Below are 18,995 nucleotides of genomic sequence, written 5' to 3' on the forward strand. Positions count from 1 at the left end.
GTCTGCGTAACTCTGCGCTCTGTCTGCGTATTCTGCGTTCCTTAAACTTTTGGCACATCCTCTTCCTACATATAGACAATCATCCTTTTAAACTGCAAGAATAAATGAAACCCATTATTTATCTTATTACATTTCTCATTGTATTTTTAAGTTGCAATAACGGAAACGAAAGAGACATTGCAGTTCTTGACAATACCGAAATACATTTCGGAGAGAAGATCATAACCTCCAAAACTCTTATTGAGGGAACGACATTACCCGAAAGTTCTCAAGTAGGTATTTTTAGTTGGGGGCACAAAATCAACGAGGACATCAGCAATACCAGCATACGTAAGGATTTAAACAACAAGCTTTATACCAAATCTTCCAATTCAGAACTAATCACTGACGCCCACGCTCATTACCCTGTGAACCCCGACACCTTACTCAACATTTACGCTTATCACCCTTATACCGAAGCAGCAACTACCGCTCCTTTGAGTATCCCATTCGACCTAAAAAAACAAGACGATATCATGTGGGCAACCCCTGTACTGAATCTTAGTAAAACACAAGGAGATACCCCTGTCAATCTATCTTTCAACCATATCCTATCCGCCATCACTCTTAAATTCAAAAAAGCGGATGATATCAAGGAAGATATGATTCTACAAAGCATTTCGATGGAAAATTATCCCTCCACCATGCAGTTAAACGTACAAACCGGTAAGCTAAGCGCAGTCGCCTCAACAACACCTTACACGCTTATTGACAATCAGAGCGTAGCAATGACACCGACCGAAGTAACAATCGTTACAAACCACCTTCTTTACCCGATAGAGAATCCTGTTTTCATCGTTCGAATGAGTGGCAAGGATTACCGCATCGAATCTAAAAAGGCGTTTGAAGGAGGAAAAAAACAAACCTACTCTTTCACCATACAGGCACAAAATATCAGCATCTCAGGCAGCATCACTCCCTGGCAGGATGGCGGCACAAGCGACGAAACGGTTTATTTCTAAACGATTATTCTTATCCATTCAGAAATCACTATCAGTAGCTACACCGTCATATCCGATTAGGAGACTTTTATTATTACACGAAAAATGAGCCAATTAGCGTCGTTGTCTTGAAGGCTGTAAGCCTGACCCCAAATTAGCCCAGAGTTTTAACTCTAGGTATCAACAGGTTATTCTCTCGTTTTTTAAGTCCTGTAAGGACGAAACAAGGAATACAAACTTCTTGTAACGCCCTTACAGGGCTTAGGGGATAAAACGGGTAAGATATTGATACCCAGTGCTAAAACACTGGGGTAATTTGGCTCGCCCCGACGGGGCTCCTAGTTGCTATAATCATCATACATTAGCGAATTTGAGCAATACACCTTTCAAACAACTAGCGAATTTGAGAATATACCTTTCAACCATTCACCTTTTACATCCATCCTTTGATTATTACCGTCTCACAGGTGAACAGTTGGGGTGAACGGTTTGATAAAAAGGTGAACGGTCACCTCTAAACCGTTCACCTTCTTATAAAACAGTTATCCGGGAACTCAAAACTATCTTTGCAAACGGGCAGCTCAAAACTATTTTCGCACACGGACTACTCAAAACTATCTTTGCACACAGTATCTTTTACTATCAAACCTACTACCAACTAACTCAGTAGTCACGACTTACAGTTCCGCACACCACCATCGTCAAGCTTTGCGACCAAGGCCGTTAAGGTTTGCGACGTCGCTCATCAAGCTTAACGACGGTGGTCGTTAAGCAAAAAGATTATGACCTTTGGCTTAGTCAGTCCGGACTTTCCATGTAGTGATCAATAACATACAGGCTAAACATAAGAAGCCCTAAAAAGACAGAGGTTCGTCTACTTTTTTACATTTGCAGACAACCTATAACAGGATTTTCTTAATACACAGTCAACCAAAATCAGGACGAGATAGGTGAATGGTTTACGCCAACCGTTCACCTTTTTACGAAACCGTTCACCCCGACTATTCACCCATCACTGTTTAATTATCAAAGGATGATTGCGAAAAGGTGAACGATGAACGGTTAAATGCAGTTTTACTATGTATTATTCAGCCATCTGAATATAAAAATGATCGGTCAGGACATTCGTATACGTCTGAACCGGAATATCATCATAATTATTCAACTCACCGATAAGAATCAGTTCAGCGTCTTCCATCCATGGCTGGAAAGAAATCACTTTCTTATAGTTGACCTCCTGCAATAAGGACGGATTACTTTTCAGAACCACATAAGCCTCTCCGTCAGCCACCCGTTTTCCCTCAAAAGCGATGGTACGCTCATACATCTTTTGCTTGTTCGCCCCATTAATACGGACAGGTGCAAAACGGAACGAATGATTGCCGTTACGCAATACCGGAGTCAACACCAACGTCTGATAACGCCCTACCGACAAACCGCTCAGCAAAAGATCCATATCCAGTTTCAACTGGCCGTTCTCTACCTCAGCCTTGTTCTGCTTGATATTGACGAAACCATTGTAAACAGTAGCCTGCGCTTGCGTCTGCGACAGCAACCGGACAGGACACAGCTGCATGATCAACAGAAAAAGAAATATATAGACCGGAGTTTTCATCGTTCACTTATTTAATTATATATACAATACTAACACCGAGTTTGGTCGGTCCGAAGTAGTCATTACGGTATTTATAGGCAGTCTCGCCATTGGAAGGATACGCCGATTTGTCGTATTCGAAATGTACAAAACCGACTCCCGCAGAAAATTCAATGTTCCAATGCGGAGAAAGGTACAACTGATACCCATAAGAAATACCACCGCCATAGCCGTTGCCGTTGTAGGCAAATTTCTTTTTCATCACCGACATGAAGTTTGAATTCGAGATATCGTAATCGATATAAATACCATGAACACCGAAGTAATGCCCGTTAAACTTTTCGTGTAACCAATAACGGGCCTCGGGCTGCACCATCCAATGTTGCCATGACTTGTCACTCGCGATATCCCACCCGTTATAATTTCCGGAGATATCCAATGACCAATGTCGGCTGAAAGCCACTTCGGCACCCAAATTCACTGTTGCAGTTGCATCATACAGGATATTAGACTTGACAGCCACGGTCTGAGCCTTCATTCCCCCACCGAAACAACACAAAAGCAATGCGATGAACAGTATCTTTTTCATATTCGTTTCTTTTTCTCTACATGCTTTAAAATCAATTAGCACACAAAGATAGAAATAAAGAAATATAAATCATTAGATGCAAACAAATTATACGTAACTTTGCAATGAAATAAACAAGACATGAAAATCAAATTTATCATTTATAGTATTCTCTGTGCTTTCTTGCTGGCTAGTTGCGAAAAAGAGGAGATCGATCATCCGACAGGAACACCAAAACGTACGGTACTCGCCTATATGGTTGCCAGTAATCTGGGAGGCTATCTTCGCGCCAATATCACCAAAATGATGACCGTAGCCTCCAACAAAGAACTGAACGGAGGAAATTTGGTTGTCTATTATTCGGAAAATAAAAGCAATTCTTACCTGTTCCAGATAAAAGAAGACAAGAACGGAACAATAGTCACGGACACGATTCGTTTTTATGAAAATCAAAGTGCTATCTCACCGGAGACTATGCATAATGTGATTCAGGAGGTGACCGAATTGTTTCCTGCTGAAAGTTACGGCTTCATTTTATCCAGTCATGGTACATCCTGGTTACCCGGCAATTACAGTTCCTTGCGTTCTTTTGGCGAAGAGAACAAGAAATACATGGAAATAACAGAGATAAACGAAGCTTTGGAAGGTTTTCATTTCGACTTTATGCTGTTCGATGCCTGTTATATGAGCGGCATTGAATGTGCATATGAGCTGAAAGACAAAACGGATTATTTTCTCGGATCGCCAACGGAAGTGCTTGCCCGCGGATTTCCTTATGAGAATTTCCTGCCTGCCTTATTTAAGGAAGAAGCCGACCTGGAGATGGTTGCCAAAAGTTTCTATGACTACTACAACAATAACAGCGGCGGACCATATGGTACGGTTTCTCTGATCAAGTCCAGCGAACTGGACGAGCTGGCTTCGGTTGTCAACGAGATATTGAAAGACAAAACGGAAGAGGATATTTATGCATTGCCTTTGTCGGAAATGCAGATACTGGAATATCTGACGGCAAGCAAGCCGCATATGCTTTATGATTTCGATGATTTTATCCGACATCTGGCTAATAACGAACAGTACGAGCGCTTCAATGCCTGCATGGAGAAAGCTGTTGTCAGTAAATATACCACTCCTTATTCCTATTATGCTGCATTGTATGGAGCGAAGAAAATCGAGCATTATTCCGGTCTGTCTGTCTTCGTTCCCCAACCGTCTCTGACAAAGTTAGCCGATTGGTATAAACAGCTGGCGTGGTATAAAGCCGTTTATGAATAAAAAATTAACCAGTTCTCGTGACAGTACGGGAACTGGCTAATTTCATCTTATTATAGGCTTGCTATATTATTGAGCTTTTTACGAATATCCTCCCATGTTACTTTATTTTGCTTCTTGGAAGCTTCCAACATCTTCTTTTCATAAGCTAACCGAGGTATTTCTTCTTTCGCAAATTCGATCAATAATTCAGTGCCTTTAACTAAATTATCCCAATCTTGCTTACGTTCTTCCGGTGACATTGTGTCTAATTTAGCCTTATGCTCTTCAAAATAAATACGTCGTCCGTCTTCATCAAGATCCATAAAACGTACGAAATCCTCATACATTTCCTGTGTTGGAAACAAACTTCTATATTCCGGATGCGATTCTAAATATTCTTTATTATCCATAAATTACTCCTCCATCTCTTTAACTAAAGCATTATACCAATCAAGAATAACATCTATATTCTTCATTATTAAATCTTTTTCCTGATCAGAATGATCATTCATTTGTCCCGAATAGTTCATGAAAAGACTTTCCAGGAATCCTTTTCTACGTTTAAAATCTTCTTCTTTCATAGGCATTAAAATAATTTTGATTAACGCTCTATGTTTATCGGAGACATTACAAAGATAAAGGTTCCGAACATCTCCAACAAACATAAAACTATTTATTAACGAACAACTTATCCACCTCGTTTTACCGGATAAGGAATACCTGTTTATATCGTTTTACTGTACCGCCGGAATGGTAAACCTCGGCATAAAAGATATAAACACCTGTTGGCAATTTTCTTCCTGCAGACGAGGAACCGTCCCAGGTAAGCTGTCCGGAAAGGCCCAATAGTTCATGGTTGGCAATTTCAGCGACACGCTGTCCGGCCGTATTGAAAACAAAGGCGCGGCAATTGTATCCCGGTTGATCCAGATAATAAGTTATCGAATAATGGTTCGAGCCGGAAACCCATTCCGGAGCTTCTACTCCGGTCGGCTGATCCGGTTCATCCGGATTGGGTATCTTCGACTGGGAGTTTTGATAACCGGGAGTTCCATAACCGGCTGTAGCAGACGCAGAAGTCCAGTTTGCTGCCGATTGTGTTTCAGTTTCGGTATCAATTCGTTCAAGAGCTACACCTTTTTGGTCTTTTATGGAGGAAGCATGCCATTTGGAGGAATAGGAGACTTCATCGATCACTGTTTCATCCTTTGTACGGAATAATACAAGTGTAGAAGATGTATTTGCCAATATAGGAAGTTTGGGGATTTCAAATAAAGACAAGGAAGACAGGATCGTATAGAAATCGGTGACACCTGATTTGTTTTTAGTCAACAGCACATAACCATCCGGTTCAATCATTGAAGCAACAGACGATAAAGGGTAACGGGTATTCAATGTGCCGTCGGCTTTACGGACAGCTACTGATAAGCCGGATAGCGGCAAAGAGCGATCAGAGCGGTTATACAATTCTATATATTCACTGCCACCGGCAAAAGGATTCGGCAGAAGTTCGTTAATAATAAATTCAGACGGTTCAACTATAACGGAAGGATCATCTTCAGAATCATCCGGTTTATCCGGATCGTCAGGATCTTCTGAATGATCGGGCTTGTCGGGATCATCCGGTTCCACAGGTTTTTCCGGCTCGGTCGGTTCTTCTTCTTTACCGGACGAATTAACGGAGCCAGGCGTCCCGCCACGAGGATTGGAAGACAGATGCCAGTCACCGGAAGAGGAACGCTCCCACGATTTGGCAGGGGTAGCCTTGGGGTATTCGTATTGGTCAATAATAGTTCCGGAGGGATCTTTCAGCATCAAGCTTTGTCCTTCATCTCTTAATGGATAATACATACTAACAGGTATAACAATTCCATCTAAATCAAAATCAATTTCTGATCCACTCTTACATAATAATGCATATTTATTCGTTTGCAAATCAATATCCGGCAAAACAAAACATCTTGTTCCACACCAAAGTTCCAGACCTTTAAGAGCAACTGACGACCGAGATGTATTATACAACTCTATATATTCAAAAAATGGACCATCGCCTGGTTTAGCCATAATTTCATTGATTAGAATTGTACCGGAAGGAATCACAGGATCATTACCTTCATCTTCCAATTTAAATTCTTCAGATGCTAAGTTCAATGATTTACCTGACAAATCCGTAAGTCCGGTAAATGAAATAATATAAGATTCTCCAGGAGTCATATCTTTAGGAAAGCCAGCATTCACAACAGCCTTTGTATCACCATATTTTAGGTAATCAGCTTTTCCTATCTCTGATATAAATGAATTAGCATTGGATATATCAACAGGAGATTCGAAATTAAACTGTAATTCTGACAGACTTACTATTTCCACATCAGGAAAAGGCATTTCCACAGATGGGACATCGGGATCATCCGGATCAACAGGTGTTTCATCCGAGTCTGTAATTGTAGGAGTTATTTCATCTGATATTCTTATATTATCCATTAAGAAGTGCTTATTTCGACTTCCTGTATAAATCATATTAATAATGAAATAACCAGACACCGGAGCATTTGCAATTGGATATGTACAAGATCCTTCTTCTTTATAATATTTATCATTAATATTGCGAGAATACATTTTCCAATACTTATTATCTTCTAAAGTTACTTTGATACTAAGGTGAGTTTTACTATCAAGACTACTTTCTTTTCGGTCGAACATATCAACTCCACCATTTCTTCTCAACCCTATTTTCTTTTCAACTTTATCATTCTTTTCTTTTTTACATCCGATCTGTACATAATAGTAAGTTTCCGCATTTTCCATATATAAATAGATACGCATATAATTTTTCTCGCTTGGGACTGTTTTCATCTGTATTTCAAATTCCCATTGCATATTGGGTGTATAAGTAATTAGTCTTTTTAAAGCGGCAACACCACCATACCCTTTCGTAGCATTAAGTTGCAATTGACCATTTACGAGTAGAAAAGAATCACGAGCACCAAGCCATTCTGAAGATAAGACAGGCCCATCAAACGTTTCTGTGAATTGTGCAAATGCACAAACAGGAAGTAATACAAGGAGAAAAAGAATAAATTGTTTCATAGCTATATAGTTTTGTTATAAAATTATCTATCTTTGCGCACTAATAGTTTACAACTATACGCGCGACCCTGATTTTGGATGCGGTAAAGTTATAACATTTTTTTTATATTACAATTTAATTAGTGCTCAAAATGAAAGTAGCAATTGTTGGTGTGAGTGGAGCGGTAGGACAAGAATTCCTGCGCGTACTCGACGAAAGAAACTTCCCGATGGATGAGCTTGTGCTTTTTGGCTCATCGCGTAGTGCCGGACGTGTTTATGACTTCCGTGGTAAACAGTACACCGTTAAGGAGCTTAAGCATAACGACGACTTTAAGGGAATCGATGTTGCTTTTGTTTCGGCCGGTGGCGGTACATCTGTCGAATTTGCAGAAACCATTACAAAACATGGCACCGTGATGATCGACAACTCCAGCGCATTCCGTATGGATAACGATGTACCTTTGGTAGTTCCTGAAGTGAACCCGGAAGATGCACTGAATCGTCCTCGCGGTATCATTGCCAATCCGAACTGTACTACCATCCAGATGGTCGTTGCATTGAAGGCAATCGAAAAGGTATCGCACATCAAGCGTGTACAGGTAGCCACTTATCAGGCAGCCAGCGGTGCAGGTGCAACTGCAATGGCCGAACTGATCAAGCAGTACGAACAACTCTTGAAGGGCGAGGAACCTACAGTAGAAAAATTCGCTTATCAGCTGGCATACAACGTGATCCCTCACGTAGACGTATTCACTGATAACGGTTATACGAAAGAAGAAATGAAGATGTATAACGAAACACGCAAGATCATGCACTCCGATATCGAAGTGAGCGCAACCTGCGTCCGTGTTCCGGTTATGCGTGCTCATAGCGAAGCAACCTGGATCGAAACAGAACGTCCGATCAGCGTAGAAGAAGCCCGCAAGGCTTTCGCAGAGGGTGAAGGTATAATCCTGCAGGACGATCCGGCAAACAAAGACTATCCGATGCCTTTGTTCGTAGCCGACAAAGAACCGGTTTACGTAGGCCGTATCCGCAAGGACATCAGCAACCCGAACGGCTTGACATTTTGGACCGTTAGCGACCAGATCAAGAAAGGCGCTGCCCTGAATGCTGTTCAGATCGCTGAATATCTGCTCAAAGTAAAGAACATAGGATAACAATTTTATAATCTTTCTATATAAAAGGGACGGTCTGTTAGAGGCCGTCCCTTTTTTGTTTTGAAAAAGTGGAATTAGCCGGATTGTCTTCTATAAAAGATAAAATGAGACTTGTTTTATCTTTTATAATCGATAAAATAAGCCTGTTCAATAAAATATTTTGGTGATTTAACAACACACTATTCCATCCGGAGCGATCTGACAATGGAAGTCCTGATCCTACACGAATTACTCAGATATATATACAAAAAGCTCCGATAACCATAGTCACCGGAGCCAATTTTGTATCTGTGTCCTCTCTTCGCAGAGATACTGACAGATGAACTTTATTTTATTACTTTAGTATTAATATCTACCGCCTGTTCCCCCATCGCAGGTTACTTTGCAAGGGCGGTTCACGAACCGCCCCTACGCACGGTAAACAATTTAGAATTTTATTTTCAATTTGTAAATTGCTTATTTTACGATTGCCTTTACAGCAGCTTCGCCTTCAACAGCCACTACTACGATACCTGCCGGAGCAGAGATAGTAACTTCGTTAGAAGAAGCAACAGTGTTAGCAACCTGCTGTCCAAGTACGTTAGTGATCACTACGTTCTTGCCTTCAGCACCCTTAACAACTACAGCACCGTCGATAGTTGAAACACTGATAGCAGAAGCGTCGATAGCTTCGTTGTTTACAGCATCCTGTGTTTCTTCTTCGTTGATACCGAATACATCACCTCTTTCATAAGTCGGAACAACAACTACTGTACCGTTGATCCATTTCAGATAACCTTCGTTGGAAGCTGCTTCTTCGTTCGCCTTCACGTCATCTTTGTCAACTGAAGCGATATAGTTCTTATACTGAGTTTGAATTTTGAAAGTCTTATCGCTTTCGTTAGCAGGATTTACATAACGGAATGCGAACTTAGCAACATTGAAGTCAGGAGTATCCAATTCTAATTTAACTGAATCACCGTTGTTACGGATGATATACAGAGTGTCATTGATATGAATACCATCTACGAATGCTAGCTTAGCCAGGTTTTCACCAGCTTCACCTTCATTGATATAAGGATTGTTATGCAGATGAGTTGCACCGTATACATTAGCTGTATCAATCAGGTTGACCAAATAGCGAGCTGTTACCATACGGTCTGTTCTCGGGTGACCAGGAACTGTACAAGTATCAGGATCGTGAACGTCAGCATTTACAGCCAACAGATACTGCCAGCAAGTATTCGGGTTTTCTTTTGTACCACGGTTGATATAAGCTGTATCAACAAACATAGCCGGGTTGATCTTGTCAAACTGATGAACGTTGTCAATATTCAGGAAGCTCTGAACTTCGTCTTCTACTACAGAGTTCTTGTCAGCCTTTTCATACAATACCTGAGAGTTGTTGTCTGCACGATAAATACTTACGATTTCACCGAAGCCTTTAGCTACTTTGTGATATTCAGGAGCATCCAAAGAAACCAGTTTAAACAAATCATTAGAGTTAATCTGTTCCCAAGATTCTTCCACCTGAATCTGACCTTGCTTAGTTGTTGTTGCACCGAACAATTTCTTGCTCAGATCCAAAGTATAATATTTATTATCTTTAGATATCTTACCAGCTACACCGATGATATTGAATAAGCCGTTTGCTTTTTTCTTCAATACAAAGCTATTATTTGCAGTCAGACCTGCTTCAGAGTTATAGTCTTTAGAATCCGGATCGCAATACATTGCATCTTCATCCAAACCTACTTTATTCTTATCGATATAAGTCATATACTCTTTGTTTCCAGCATTCTGGAATGCATAAGTCGGAACGAACAGAGTATCAGCAACAGCCTTGAAACCTTTCTTATCATAATCATAAGAGTTGCTAATTACAATTGCAGTGTCGCCAGTTGCAACTACACGCCAGTTAACAGAATAATCTTTTTCTTTTGTCAAACCAAGCAAATGCTTACCTGCATGATTTTCTGTTACATAGAAGTCAGTTTCTTCTGTTGAAGCAACAGCCAGTTTATACTGAGTATCTTTGATTTCTGTTTCTTTGTAGTTTGTATAGAAATCAGCAACTGTCAATTTAGGATCAACCGGGTTGATGATAAATGTATCACGTTCTCCAAAGCTGAACATAGCTTCGTTATCATCATAAGAAATAGTATACTTGTTATTAGCTGCATCCAACACATTCAGATACAATGCATCAAATTTAGCAGTTGCTTTAGAACCAGCTTCACGGTTTGTGAAAGTGAACTGTGTTTCAGAATCTTCATCTGACAATGAAACTACCCACTGAGCTTCGGGAACAGCCTGCAAATATCTAGCAGCTTCAACCAATTCAGGAGAATAGTTACCTTCGTTATCCAAACCTAAGACTTTACCATTCTTAGCTTTCAAATTTTTATCTGTTGTAACGAATGTAAGTGTTACATAACGATCACGGAATGGGTTGTTCTTCTTATCGTATGCATTTACTCTTGTATCAGAAGCAATTGCAATATTCAAAACGGTAGGAAGTTCTTCCGTTGTAGTCAAATAGATCTGAGGATTAGTATCTGTTCCAGCTTTTACTGTTGTCAAATAAAGCTTATCATCTCCTATTTGGATAGCTACAATTGATTTTTCGTCAGAATTACCTAATACTGTTACTTTCTCTGCATCATCAATCTTACTTACCAAAGTCAATCTTTCACCAATGCCAGTAACATTTTCCCACTGGGTATCAGCAAAAGCAAGGTACTTATCACCAACTTTTAGATATGTAGAACCACTTTTTGTTTCCAGATAAAGCAATTTGCCAGCCAATACATTTCCATTGTTAATAGTAAGGCTAGTTTCTGCATCAACCGGTCTTGTCAGATTCAGCATAAAGCCATTACCTAACAATGCATTCAAATCGTCTGCATCCCATGCAGTAATAGCAGCATCTGCATCAACGCTACCATCTGCTTTTACCTCTACAGTAATATCCTGATTATCATTAGAAACTGAACCCTTACCAGCTACAACATTCTTGTTACCTACAACAAGAGCAAAGTCTGCAGGAATTGTTGTATTGGAAGTTCCGTTTGCTAGAGCATCAATAACTGTATTAGCATCAGCATTATTTACAGACAGAGCCTGAGTGCTCTTAGTATTATAGTTAGCTGCCATATCAATAACAGCCTGCTGGAATACTTCAATTTCTGCATCTGTAGCATCTTCTGGTAAACTTACCTGAGCACTATAATAATAAGATTCTCCTTTTGATTGACGAACATCTGCATATTCGAATACACTTCCTTCAAAAGTATTTTGAGAAGCGATATCAGCAGCAGCATTAGTCTTACCTGTCAATCCTGTAAAAGTAAGAGCAGTCGACAGATAAGTAGCGTTATCGCCAGTTGTCACTTTCTTTTGAATTGCAAGATTGTTATCTTTGATCTTCAAACCTGCAACATCATTTCCTTTAACAACAATGCCATAAGTCATGACCCCCTCTAAAAGATTAGTGGCTTCTGTTATAGTATTATTAGAAATAGTAGCTTTTTCAACACTTGCATCAAGTACAATACCCGTTTTATTTGCAGTTGGCTGATTATTACATGTATTTACAGTGATAGGAAGATTCTTTACTGTAACATTATCCGCACTAATTTGTAACTGACCGACAATAGCACCATCACCCTCAGCTGTAATTGTTATACCTTCTACATTTACATTTAAGAAGTTTGCACAATTTCGTAGATAACCACTACCTGACCACTTTATGCCATAAGTAGGAAATGTTATTTCTTCGGCAAATACAATCTCATCACCTTTTACAATGCCATCCTCTCCTGTTTTAAATTGCCATACATCAGTATTAGTTTCTTGGCCATTTTGGGCATCCCCTTTCCAATCTGTAACAGTTGTAGTGATGTTATTAAGATCAGAAATACTTTTAATTACGTACTTCTCTGCCCAAGCATCACCACTCCACAGCGAACCGGCAAGCACTAAGCTCGCCGCCATAAGCGTAGAAAACTTTTTGTTCATAATTCTAAAATTTAGTATTAATAATAGTGTTAATGAAATATATGTTCTTCTTATAAATTGTCTCTTCTAAATAGAATGACGAGAATAAACGTTCCTTTTTTCTCGTCATTTTTTGAGGGTTTGTTACCATAAAAGACAATTTCGTACTAACTTTGCTATTCGGTTGATAAGAAAGCATATAGGGAAGAAAAAATTATTTTGAAAAAGATTGGAGGTTTAAAAGAATGTGGTAACTTTGCTGACGAGAAAAAAGGAACGTTTATTCTCGTCACTCGTTTTTCCCTCCATAATTTTTGATTATCAAACTTCTTATTAGATTTATGTTCATTAATAATATAATAATGACATTAATATATGTACGTATGTACATTATTATATAGAAAAGTAAACTTTTCCTATTAGTACGAATTGACCACACACACAACAAGCTTATCAACAAAGAATTACTAACAAACAGAGATGTAATTATATCATCTCACATCTACTTTCATTCTGATCGGATGAAGTGTTCAAACCCTAAGAGAGAACCACTGAAATACTAAAATCTAAACACTGGCGAATTAAGGGCATTTCTCCTATGTTTCAAATACAAAATAATAACTTTACAAAAAAACAGAGCATACTTTACACTTTAGAATACTATAGGTTACAAATAAGGAAGGAGTGCGTTCCTTATTCAAATTATAGGAGAAAATAGCTTAATTATAGGGAGTTTTAGAAGTGAAAGTCCTAAGAATAGTTCTTATATAAAACGGGAAAAAGGGTGACGTCATAAACAATCGCGACGTCACCCTTTCAGATGTTTATCTTCAAAGGACAGATACGGTTTTACACAGGATGATTCCGTAATTATAAATTACAGGCAGGTACCAATTTATCTCGTTGAGCTGCTTTAATAAAATAAAATCACCTTTTACTTTATTTATCTTCCCAGCCTTTCGTCTGAATTAAGTTCGTGTTCAACAATAATTCACCTTTCGGGATAGGCCAGTAGTAACGGTAATCGGACCATGGTAATGTGCCAGTTTGAATATTTATACTTTTCGGATAAAGAATGATGAAACCTTCTTCATCTAAAAAGACATCTTTATTGGCAATTGCCGTCACTGCTGTTTCGCGGATACCGGTTTCCGGATCTACTACCCCATTGTTGTAATCTCCATTATAAAGAGCCTGCATCTCTTCAGTAAATTTTACACCTCTCATCGGAACAGTCAACAGGCCTGCCGCCTTCCAACGCATTAAATCCCAATAACGGAGGTCTTCCTGGGCCATCTCAACACGTCTTTCACGACGTATCTCACGCAATAAGGGGGAAACCGTATAATCCAACTTTTCTCTGTAAATAGCATCCAAGCGAGGGTCTGCCGGAATATTTCCCATATTCAGCTTAGCTGTTGGATATTTCTCGAAGTCGAACCCGGCACGTAGACGCAACTTATTGATAGTTATATCAATATCATTCTGCGAGATTGTGCCCAGTTCACATTTTGCTTCTGCATATATCAGCAGAGCTTCTGCATATCTAAACTCAATAGCCGATTGCGTTGAGCCACTGGCTCTCTGGTAGTTCACCAGGTCCGGTTTCCAATGTTTGATGAATCGGTAGCCAGACTGTTCAGTACCAAGATATTTCAGGTTAGGATAGGTTATTCCATTTTCGTTGATGCCATATACTCCTGTGTTTCTGTTCCAGACGGTGATATATTCTCCCGGTTTACAGATTGTCTGCGACATACGGGGATCGCGATTGTTCAACTCGCTCCATTTTCCATATCCTTCAAACAGCGGGTTTACTTCATAATTACCTTTCGAACCACCGATATAGACAGGACGTCCGTCTTCGCACAGATATTCATCGACCAGACTCTTTTGAGCACAAATACCCATGTGATTATTCTGGTCATAATAACGAAGCAGGTCATTGCCAATCTTATTATCAAAGCTATATTCTACTCCCAAAATGGCCTCCGGATTGGTTCTAATTTCGGTATCAAACTGAGCGAACAGTGCCCAATAAGCATCATCATTTCCATTGGTAAACAATTCATATCGTCCCGATTTAATCAGATAATCGGATGCTTTAACAGCTTCTTCCAACCATACATTAGCAGTGTTCTGCAAATTCAATTCTGTGTGGTATTTCCGGAAAGTTCCTTCATTCAGACAGATTCTTGCTTTCAAAAACTGAGCCATATCCTTGTTTATACGACCTACCGAGTTAGGTGTTGCAACTTCCGGAAACCATTCAATGGCACGGTTTATGCAAAACAACACCGAGTCCATCACCAATTCTCTCGAATCACGCGGCGCGTACAGTTCTTCCGAGTCTATGTTCAAGTCGCGGCTAAGCCAGGGTACATCACTAAAAATCTGTACTTTCTTAAAGTAGTCCCATGCCTTGAAAAAATAAGCTTCAGCAGCATAAGCCTTTTTCTTATCCTCGCTAATAGGCGCTCTGTCGTAGTTTGTCAGGAAATAATTTACGCGACGTAAATCTCCCCAACTCCATCCATTGTAATTATCATTCAAAGGAACGGTATAAGCATTAGTCAGTCTGACGTTCACATTCTGACCGCTACGAACTGCATTATCTGAAAAAGCATCGCCATAAGCAATGTGGCTTCCTCTAAAGTTCAAAGGTGCAACGTATGGATCCTGGTTATGCCCTCGGGCATAGATACGGTACATACCATTGAGATAAAGCTCCAGGTCGGTTTCCGTGTTCCAGAAGTTTTCACTTACTATATCGTCTTTGGGAGGACGGTCCATAAAATCGTCATTACAAGCAAAAAGGCAAAATGACAACGCTGATAAAGCCAGCACTTTTATATTTGAACTATGTTTTCTCATACTATCATATCTTTTAAAATCCAACTTGTACACCTAAAGCAACACTTCTCATCTGAGGATAGGAAGTTGACAGCAAATCCGGGTCGTATACACCGGGTAATTCTGTAATTTCAAACAAGTTAAAGCCTGAAACATAGACTCTGAGTTTACTCATCTTAATCTTGTTCGTGATTTCTGCCGGAACAGTATACCCCAAAATAGCCTGTTTCAAACGTAGATAAGCTCCGTTAAACATGTAAGCCGATTGCGTATACCAGTTCTGCGAACGACGGGCCCCATAAAGCGGATATTTGGCATCCGTCCGTTCCGGTGTCCATGAATTTTCATAAACGGTTTTACTGCCGGGACCATCTTCATCTCCCCAATATGTTTTATCGCTAATCCAGACATCTCTTTTGGCAACTCCCTGGAAGAAGAGATTCAGGTCGAAACCTTTCCATGCAAAATTTGCTGTCAAACCAAACTTCAGGCGTGGTGTATTATTTCCAAGAACTTTCAGGTCGCCATGATCGTCTAATGTATTCATACCTCTGTTTACTTCGCCATCTCCATTGATATCTTTATACATGATATCGCCCGGATAGTAAGCACTATTCGATTCGTGCGGACGATGCAGGTTGTTTCCGTTTACGTCTGTATATTGGATAATCAGGTTGTCAGCAATATCCCCTTCCTGCAGAATGCGATCGGTTTCATATCCCCAGATTTCACCTACTTTCTTTCCTGTATACAAAGAGCCCAAACTACAATTGTCGTTGCCATTGAAGAGAGCGACTTCGGTCTGATAATCGGACAACACAAAGTTCAAATCGTAAAAGAAACCATTTGAAAGGCGATCTTTCCATCCAATGCTCATCTCCCATCCGTGTGTTCTCAGCTTACCGGAGTTCACCATAGGAGCACTGGTTCCGAGCACTGACGGATAAGTTGAACCGTCCATAATGATATCTTTCGTTTCACGTCTGTAGATGTCGAAAGAAAAGTTCAGTCTGTTGGTAAGTAAAGAGATATCCAAACCGCCATTGATAGTAGTAGCCGTTTCCCAGGTAAAATCCGGACTAATCAATCCGGGAGGATTCACCTGATAAGGACGTTGCCCGTTAATCATAGCACTCGACTGACTGGAACCCATTCTGGAATAGAAACCATAGTTGGCCACATTCTGATTGCCGATCGAACCATAGGAAGCTCTTATTTTTAGATTATCCAACCAACTACGCGTATCGGCCATAAAACTTTCTTCCGAAAGACGCCATGCAGCAGAGAAAGATGGAAAAAATTTGAAACGCGAGTCGTGCGGGAATTTAGATGAACCATCATATCTTCCGTTCATTTCAAAAAGATAACGGTCAGAAAAGTTATAGTTAACCCTCATGAATACGCCACGTACAGCCCAATGTTCGTCCACTTCACTTTTCGAAGGATTCATGCCATAGGTATTTCCCAGTGTCGGAGCGCCAATACTCATGATTCCTGTATTTCCTGCAGACAACTGTTCTTTCTTCCAGACTTCCTGGTTGAAACCTACCAATCCTCCCAATGTATGCTTGCCAAATGTCTGATTATAATCGGCATATATATTAGTTGTGAAAAGCTGTACATCTTCTTTCGTTTTACTGATACGTCCTGTTTCCGTATTAGTCGCAATGTTTAATGCTTCCCAGCTATCCTGAATATACTGAAATTCGGGTTCCACGTCTTTTACATCATAAGAAGAAGGACGATAGGAGAAGTCGGCTTTCAATTTTAATTGTGGCAAGACCTGATATTCCGGACTTACAGTGAATACGGCTACACTTCTGTCTGTTCTTTTGTTTCTGTTGCTATAAGCATAAGCCGAAACAATGCTGTTGGTCGGAGTATTGGGAACCGGGTCATTCGGTCCTGTCAACAAGGGCATATTCTGATTCCATTTCCCCTGATATAGAATAACCGACCAGGGATCGCCTTTATAAGAAAAAGGTAATGGTTCGTTATAACGTGTTGCGTTATATGACAATTTGATATTGACACTGAACTTGTCATTTATCTTCGCATCCAGATTAACCATTCCGTTATAACGACGCATATTGTCATTGCGGAGTTTATAAAAACCATCCTGATCCTGGAAGCCCAGCGAAGCGTAATAGCGCAAGGCTTCAGAACCTCCGGAAATACTTACGTTATGCTTTTGCGTAGGAGACCAGTCTCTTACCATCATTTCAAACGGGTCAAAGTTTCCAACCCACCAAATAGATTGCTGGTTGCTTCCCGGCTCATACATCCAGGCATTTTCGGGAACAGGATTATCTATATATTTTTGTAATGCTTCCAGGCGCATATCATCTTCTGTTGTTCTGGAACCACCTGTATAGACTCTGTTCATTATTCTTGCATATTCGGCATCATAAGAGTTCATGAAATCCGGACGTGCTGAAGGATGATTCCACTGTACATCATACGAATATTGCACTCTTCCTTTACCTTTCTTCCCTTGCTTGGTAGTCACCAGAATAACCCCATAAGCGGCACGCGCACCGTAGATGGCCGAAGCAGAAGCATCTTTAATAACAGAGATACTTTCCATATCATTCGGATTTAAAGCACTAAGGTTAAAATTCTCCATCTCGATACCATCTACCAAAATAAGAGGGCTGCCATTATCAACCTGCCATGTTCCGCTGCTATTCTTCGACATGGATGTTGCACCACGCACATTATAAGAAGCAAAAGTGTTAGGTGCGCCGTTGGATATATTGACATTCAGGTTGGGCACAACCCCTTGTAGGGCTTGGGCTATATTTGTAACAGGGCGACTTTCCATAACTTCAGCCGAAACGGAAGATACCGCACCTGTCAGATTCACCTTTTTCTGTGTGCCGTAACCTACAACGACAACCTCATCCAATGTTTGCGTATCTTCTTTCAATATAACCGATATATCGGTCTTGTTTCTGACTGATACATCCTGTGTCATATAGCCAATATAAGACACTTCCACCACTTCACCTTGCTCCAAAGTTAACGAAAACTTTCCATCAAGGTCTGTTATAATACCGTTTCTCGTTCCTTTTTCCACTACGTTAGCACCGATGACAGGTAATCCGGACTCATCTTTTATAGTACCTGTAATTGTTTTCCTCTTCTCCTGCTGTGGTTGTGTTGATACAGGTGCAGGTTTTATCAGAATTTGATTTTCTTTAATTGTAAATACAGCTCCCGTACCTTTCAATATCTCTGTCATCGCCTCTTTTACAGGTTTTTCAGAAATGTTCACGGACACACGTCGGTCTTTATTAATTGTCGATTCGCTGTAAGCAATAGATAATTTTGTCTGATTTTCCACTTCCTCAAAGACATCGGCCAATGTGGCATTTTGCTTGTTGATATTTACGTTTTGTGCCGATATACTTGTGGTTATGAAGAAAAGGAACAAATAGGTAAATATCTTTCGTAAAGATTTACAGGATAAATTGTTATTCTTTTCCATGAATAATATTATTTTTGTTGTTGAATACTATTTTTATAATTAAGCCTTA

11 protein-coding genes are annotated in these 18,995 nt (G+C 40.0%); 3 read left to right on the plus strand and 8 right to left on the minus strand.

Annotated elements, in window-relative coordinates:
* The first annotated feature begins 104 nt into the window (after positions 1 to 104).
* The gene (locus P3L47_RS03910; RefSeq protein ID WP_277782742.1) at positions 105 to 1,001 is read left to right on the plus strand and encodes a fimbrillin family protein; all 897 of its coding nucleotides are present in this window, start codon (positions 105 to 107) and stop codon (positions 999 to 1,001) included.
* 1,063 nt (positions 1,002 to 2,064) lie between these two features.
* Here P3L47_RS03910 and P3L47_RS03915 read toward each other — a convergent pair.
* Together P3L47_RS03915 and P3L47_RS03920 are read right to left on the minus strand one after the other, a co-directional pair.
* Positions 2,065 to 2,595, minus strand: coding sequence for a DUF3868 domain-containing protein (locus tag P3L47_RS03915; protein WP_277782743.1), 531 nt, complete (start codon positions 2,593 to 2,595; stop codon positions 2,065 to 2,067).
* Positions 2,596 to 2,602: 7 nt separating this feature from the next.
* Positions 2,603 to 3,163, minus strand: coding sequence for a DUF3575 domain-containing protein (locus P3L47_RS03920; RefSeq protein WP_277782744.1), 561 nt, complete (start codon positions 3,161 to 3,163; stop codon positions 2,603 to 2,605).
* 120 nt (positions 3,164 to 3,283) lie between these two features.
* Here P3L47_RS03920 and P3L47_RS03925 point away from each other — a divergent pair, with 120 nt between their 5' ends.
* Positions 3,284 to 4,417, plus strand: coding sequence for a clostripain-related cysteine peptidase (locus P3L47_RS03925; protein WP_277782745.1), 1,134 nt, complete (start codon positions 3,284 to 3,286; stop codon positions 4,415 to 4,417).
* Between the two features lie 50 nt (positions 4,418 to 4,467).
* Here the strand turns inward: P3L47_RS03925 and P3L47_RS03930 are convergent, their stop codons facing one another.
* The 3 genes from P3L47_RS03930 to P3L47_RS03940 form a co-directional block, all read right to left on the minus strand.
* Complete coding sequence (locus P3L47_RS03930; protein ID WP_122361293.1) at positions 4,468 to 4,806, minus strand: hypothetical protein; 339 nt, start codon at positions 4,804 to 4,806, stop codon at positions 4,468 to 4,470.
* Between the two features lie 3 nt (positions 4,807 to 4,809).
* A complete protein-coding gene (locus P3L47_RS03935) occupies positions 4,810 to 4,977 on the minus strand; it encodes a hypothetical protein (protein ID WP_158585867.1) in 168 nt (55 codons plus the stop codon).
* A 121-nt stretch (positions 4,978 to 5,098) separates the two neighbouring features.
* On the minus strand, positions 5,099 to 7,483 hold the full coding sequence (locus P3L47_RS03940) for a lamin tail domain-containing protein (protein WP_277782746.1): 2,385 nt from the start codon (positions 7,481 to 7,483) through the stop codon (positions 5,099 to 5,101).
* Between the two features lie 131 nt (positions 7,484 to 7,614).
* Between P3L47_RS03940 and P3L47_RS03945 the strand changes: the two genes are divergently transcribed.
* Positions 7,615 to 8,625: an aspartate-semialdehyde dehydrogenase gene (locus P3L47_RS03945; protein ID WP_122361296.1), complete on the plus strand. Its 1,011-nt coding sequence runs from the start codon at positions 7,615 to 7,617 to the stop codon at positions 8,623 to 8,625.
* A gap of 456 nt (positions 8,626 to 9,081) precedes the next feature.
* Here P3L47_RS03945 and P3L47_RS03950 read toward each other — a convergent pair whose 3' ends face one another.
* The 3 genes from P3L47_RS03950 to P3L47_RS03960 all read right to left on the minus strand — a co-directional run bounded on the left by P3L47_RS03950 (position 9,082) and on the right by P3L47_RS03960 (position 18,946).
* The gene (locus tag P3L47_RS03950; protein WP_277782747.1) at positions 9,082 to 12,624 is read right to left on the minus strand and encodes a DUF6383 domain-containing protein; all 3,543 of its coding nucleotides are present in this window, start codon (positions 12,622 to 12,624) and stop codon (positions 9,082 to 9,084) included.
* Between the two features lie 918 nt (positions 12,625 to 13,542).
* Positions 13,543 to 15,477 (minus strand): RagB/SusD family nutrient uptake outer membrane protein, encoded by a 1,935-nt coding sequence (locus P3L47_RS03955; protein ID WP_122361298.1) that lies wholly within the window; start codon positions 15,475 to 15,477, stop codon positions 13,543 to 13,545.
* A 13-nt stretch (positions 15,478 to 15,490) separates the two neighbouring features.
* On the minus strand, positions 15,491 to 18,946 hold the full coding sequence (locus P3L47_RS03960; RefSeq protein ID WP_277782748.1) for a TonB-dependent receptor: 3,456 nt from the start codon (positions 18,944 to 18,946) through the stop codon (positions 15,491 to 15,493).
* Positions 18,947 to 18,995: the final 49 nt, after the last annotated feature.

The sequence above is a fragment of the Parabacteroides chongii genome (assembly GCF_029581355.1).
Taxonomy (GTDB): domain Bacteria; phylum Bacteroidota; class Bacteroidia; order Bacteroidales; family Tannerellaceae; genus Parabacteroides; species Parabacteroides chongii.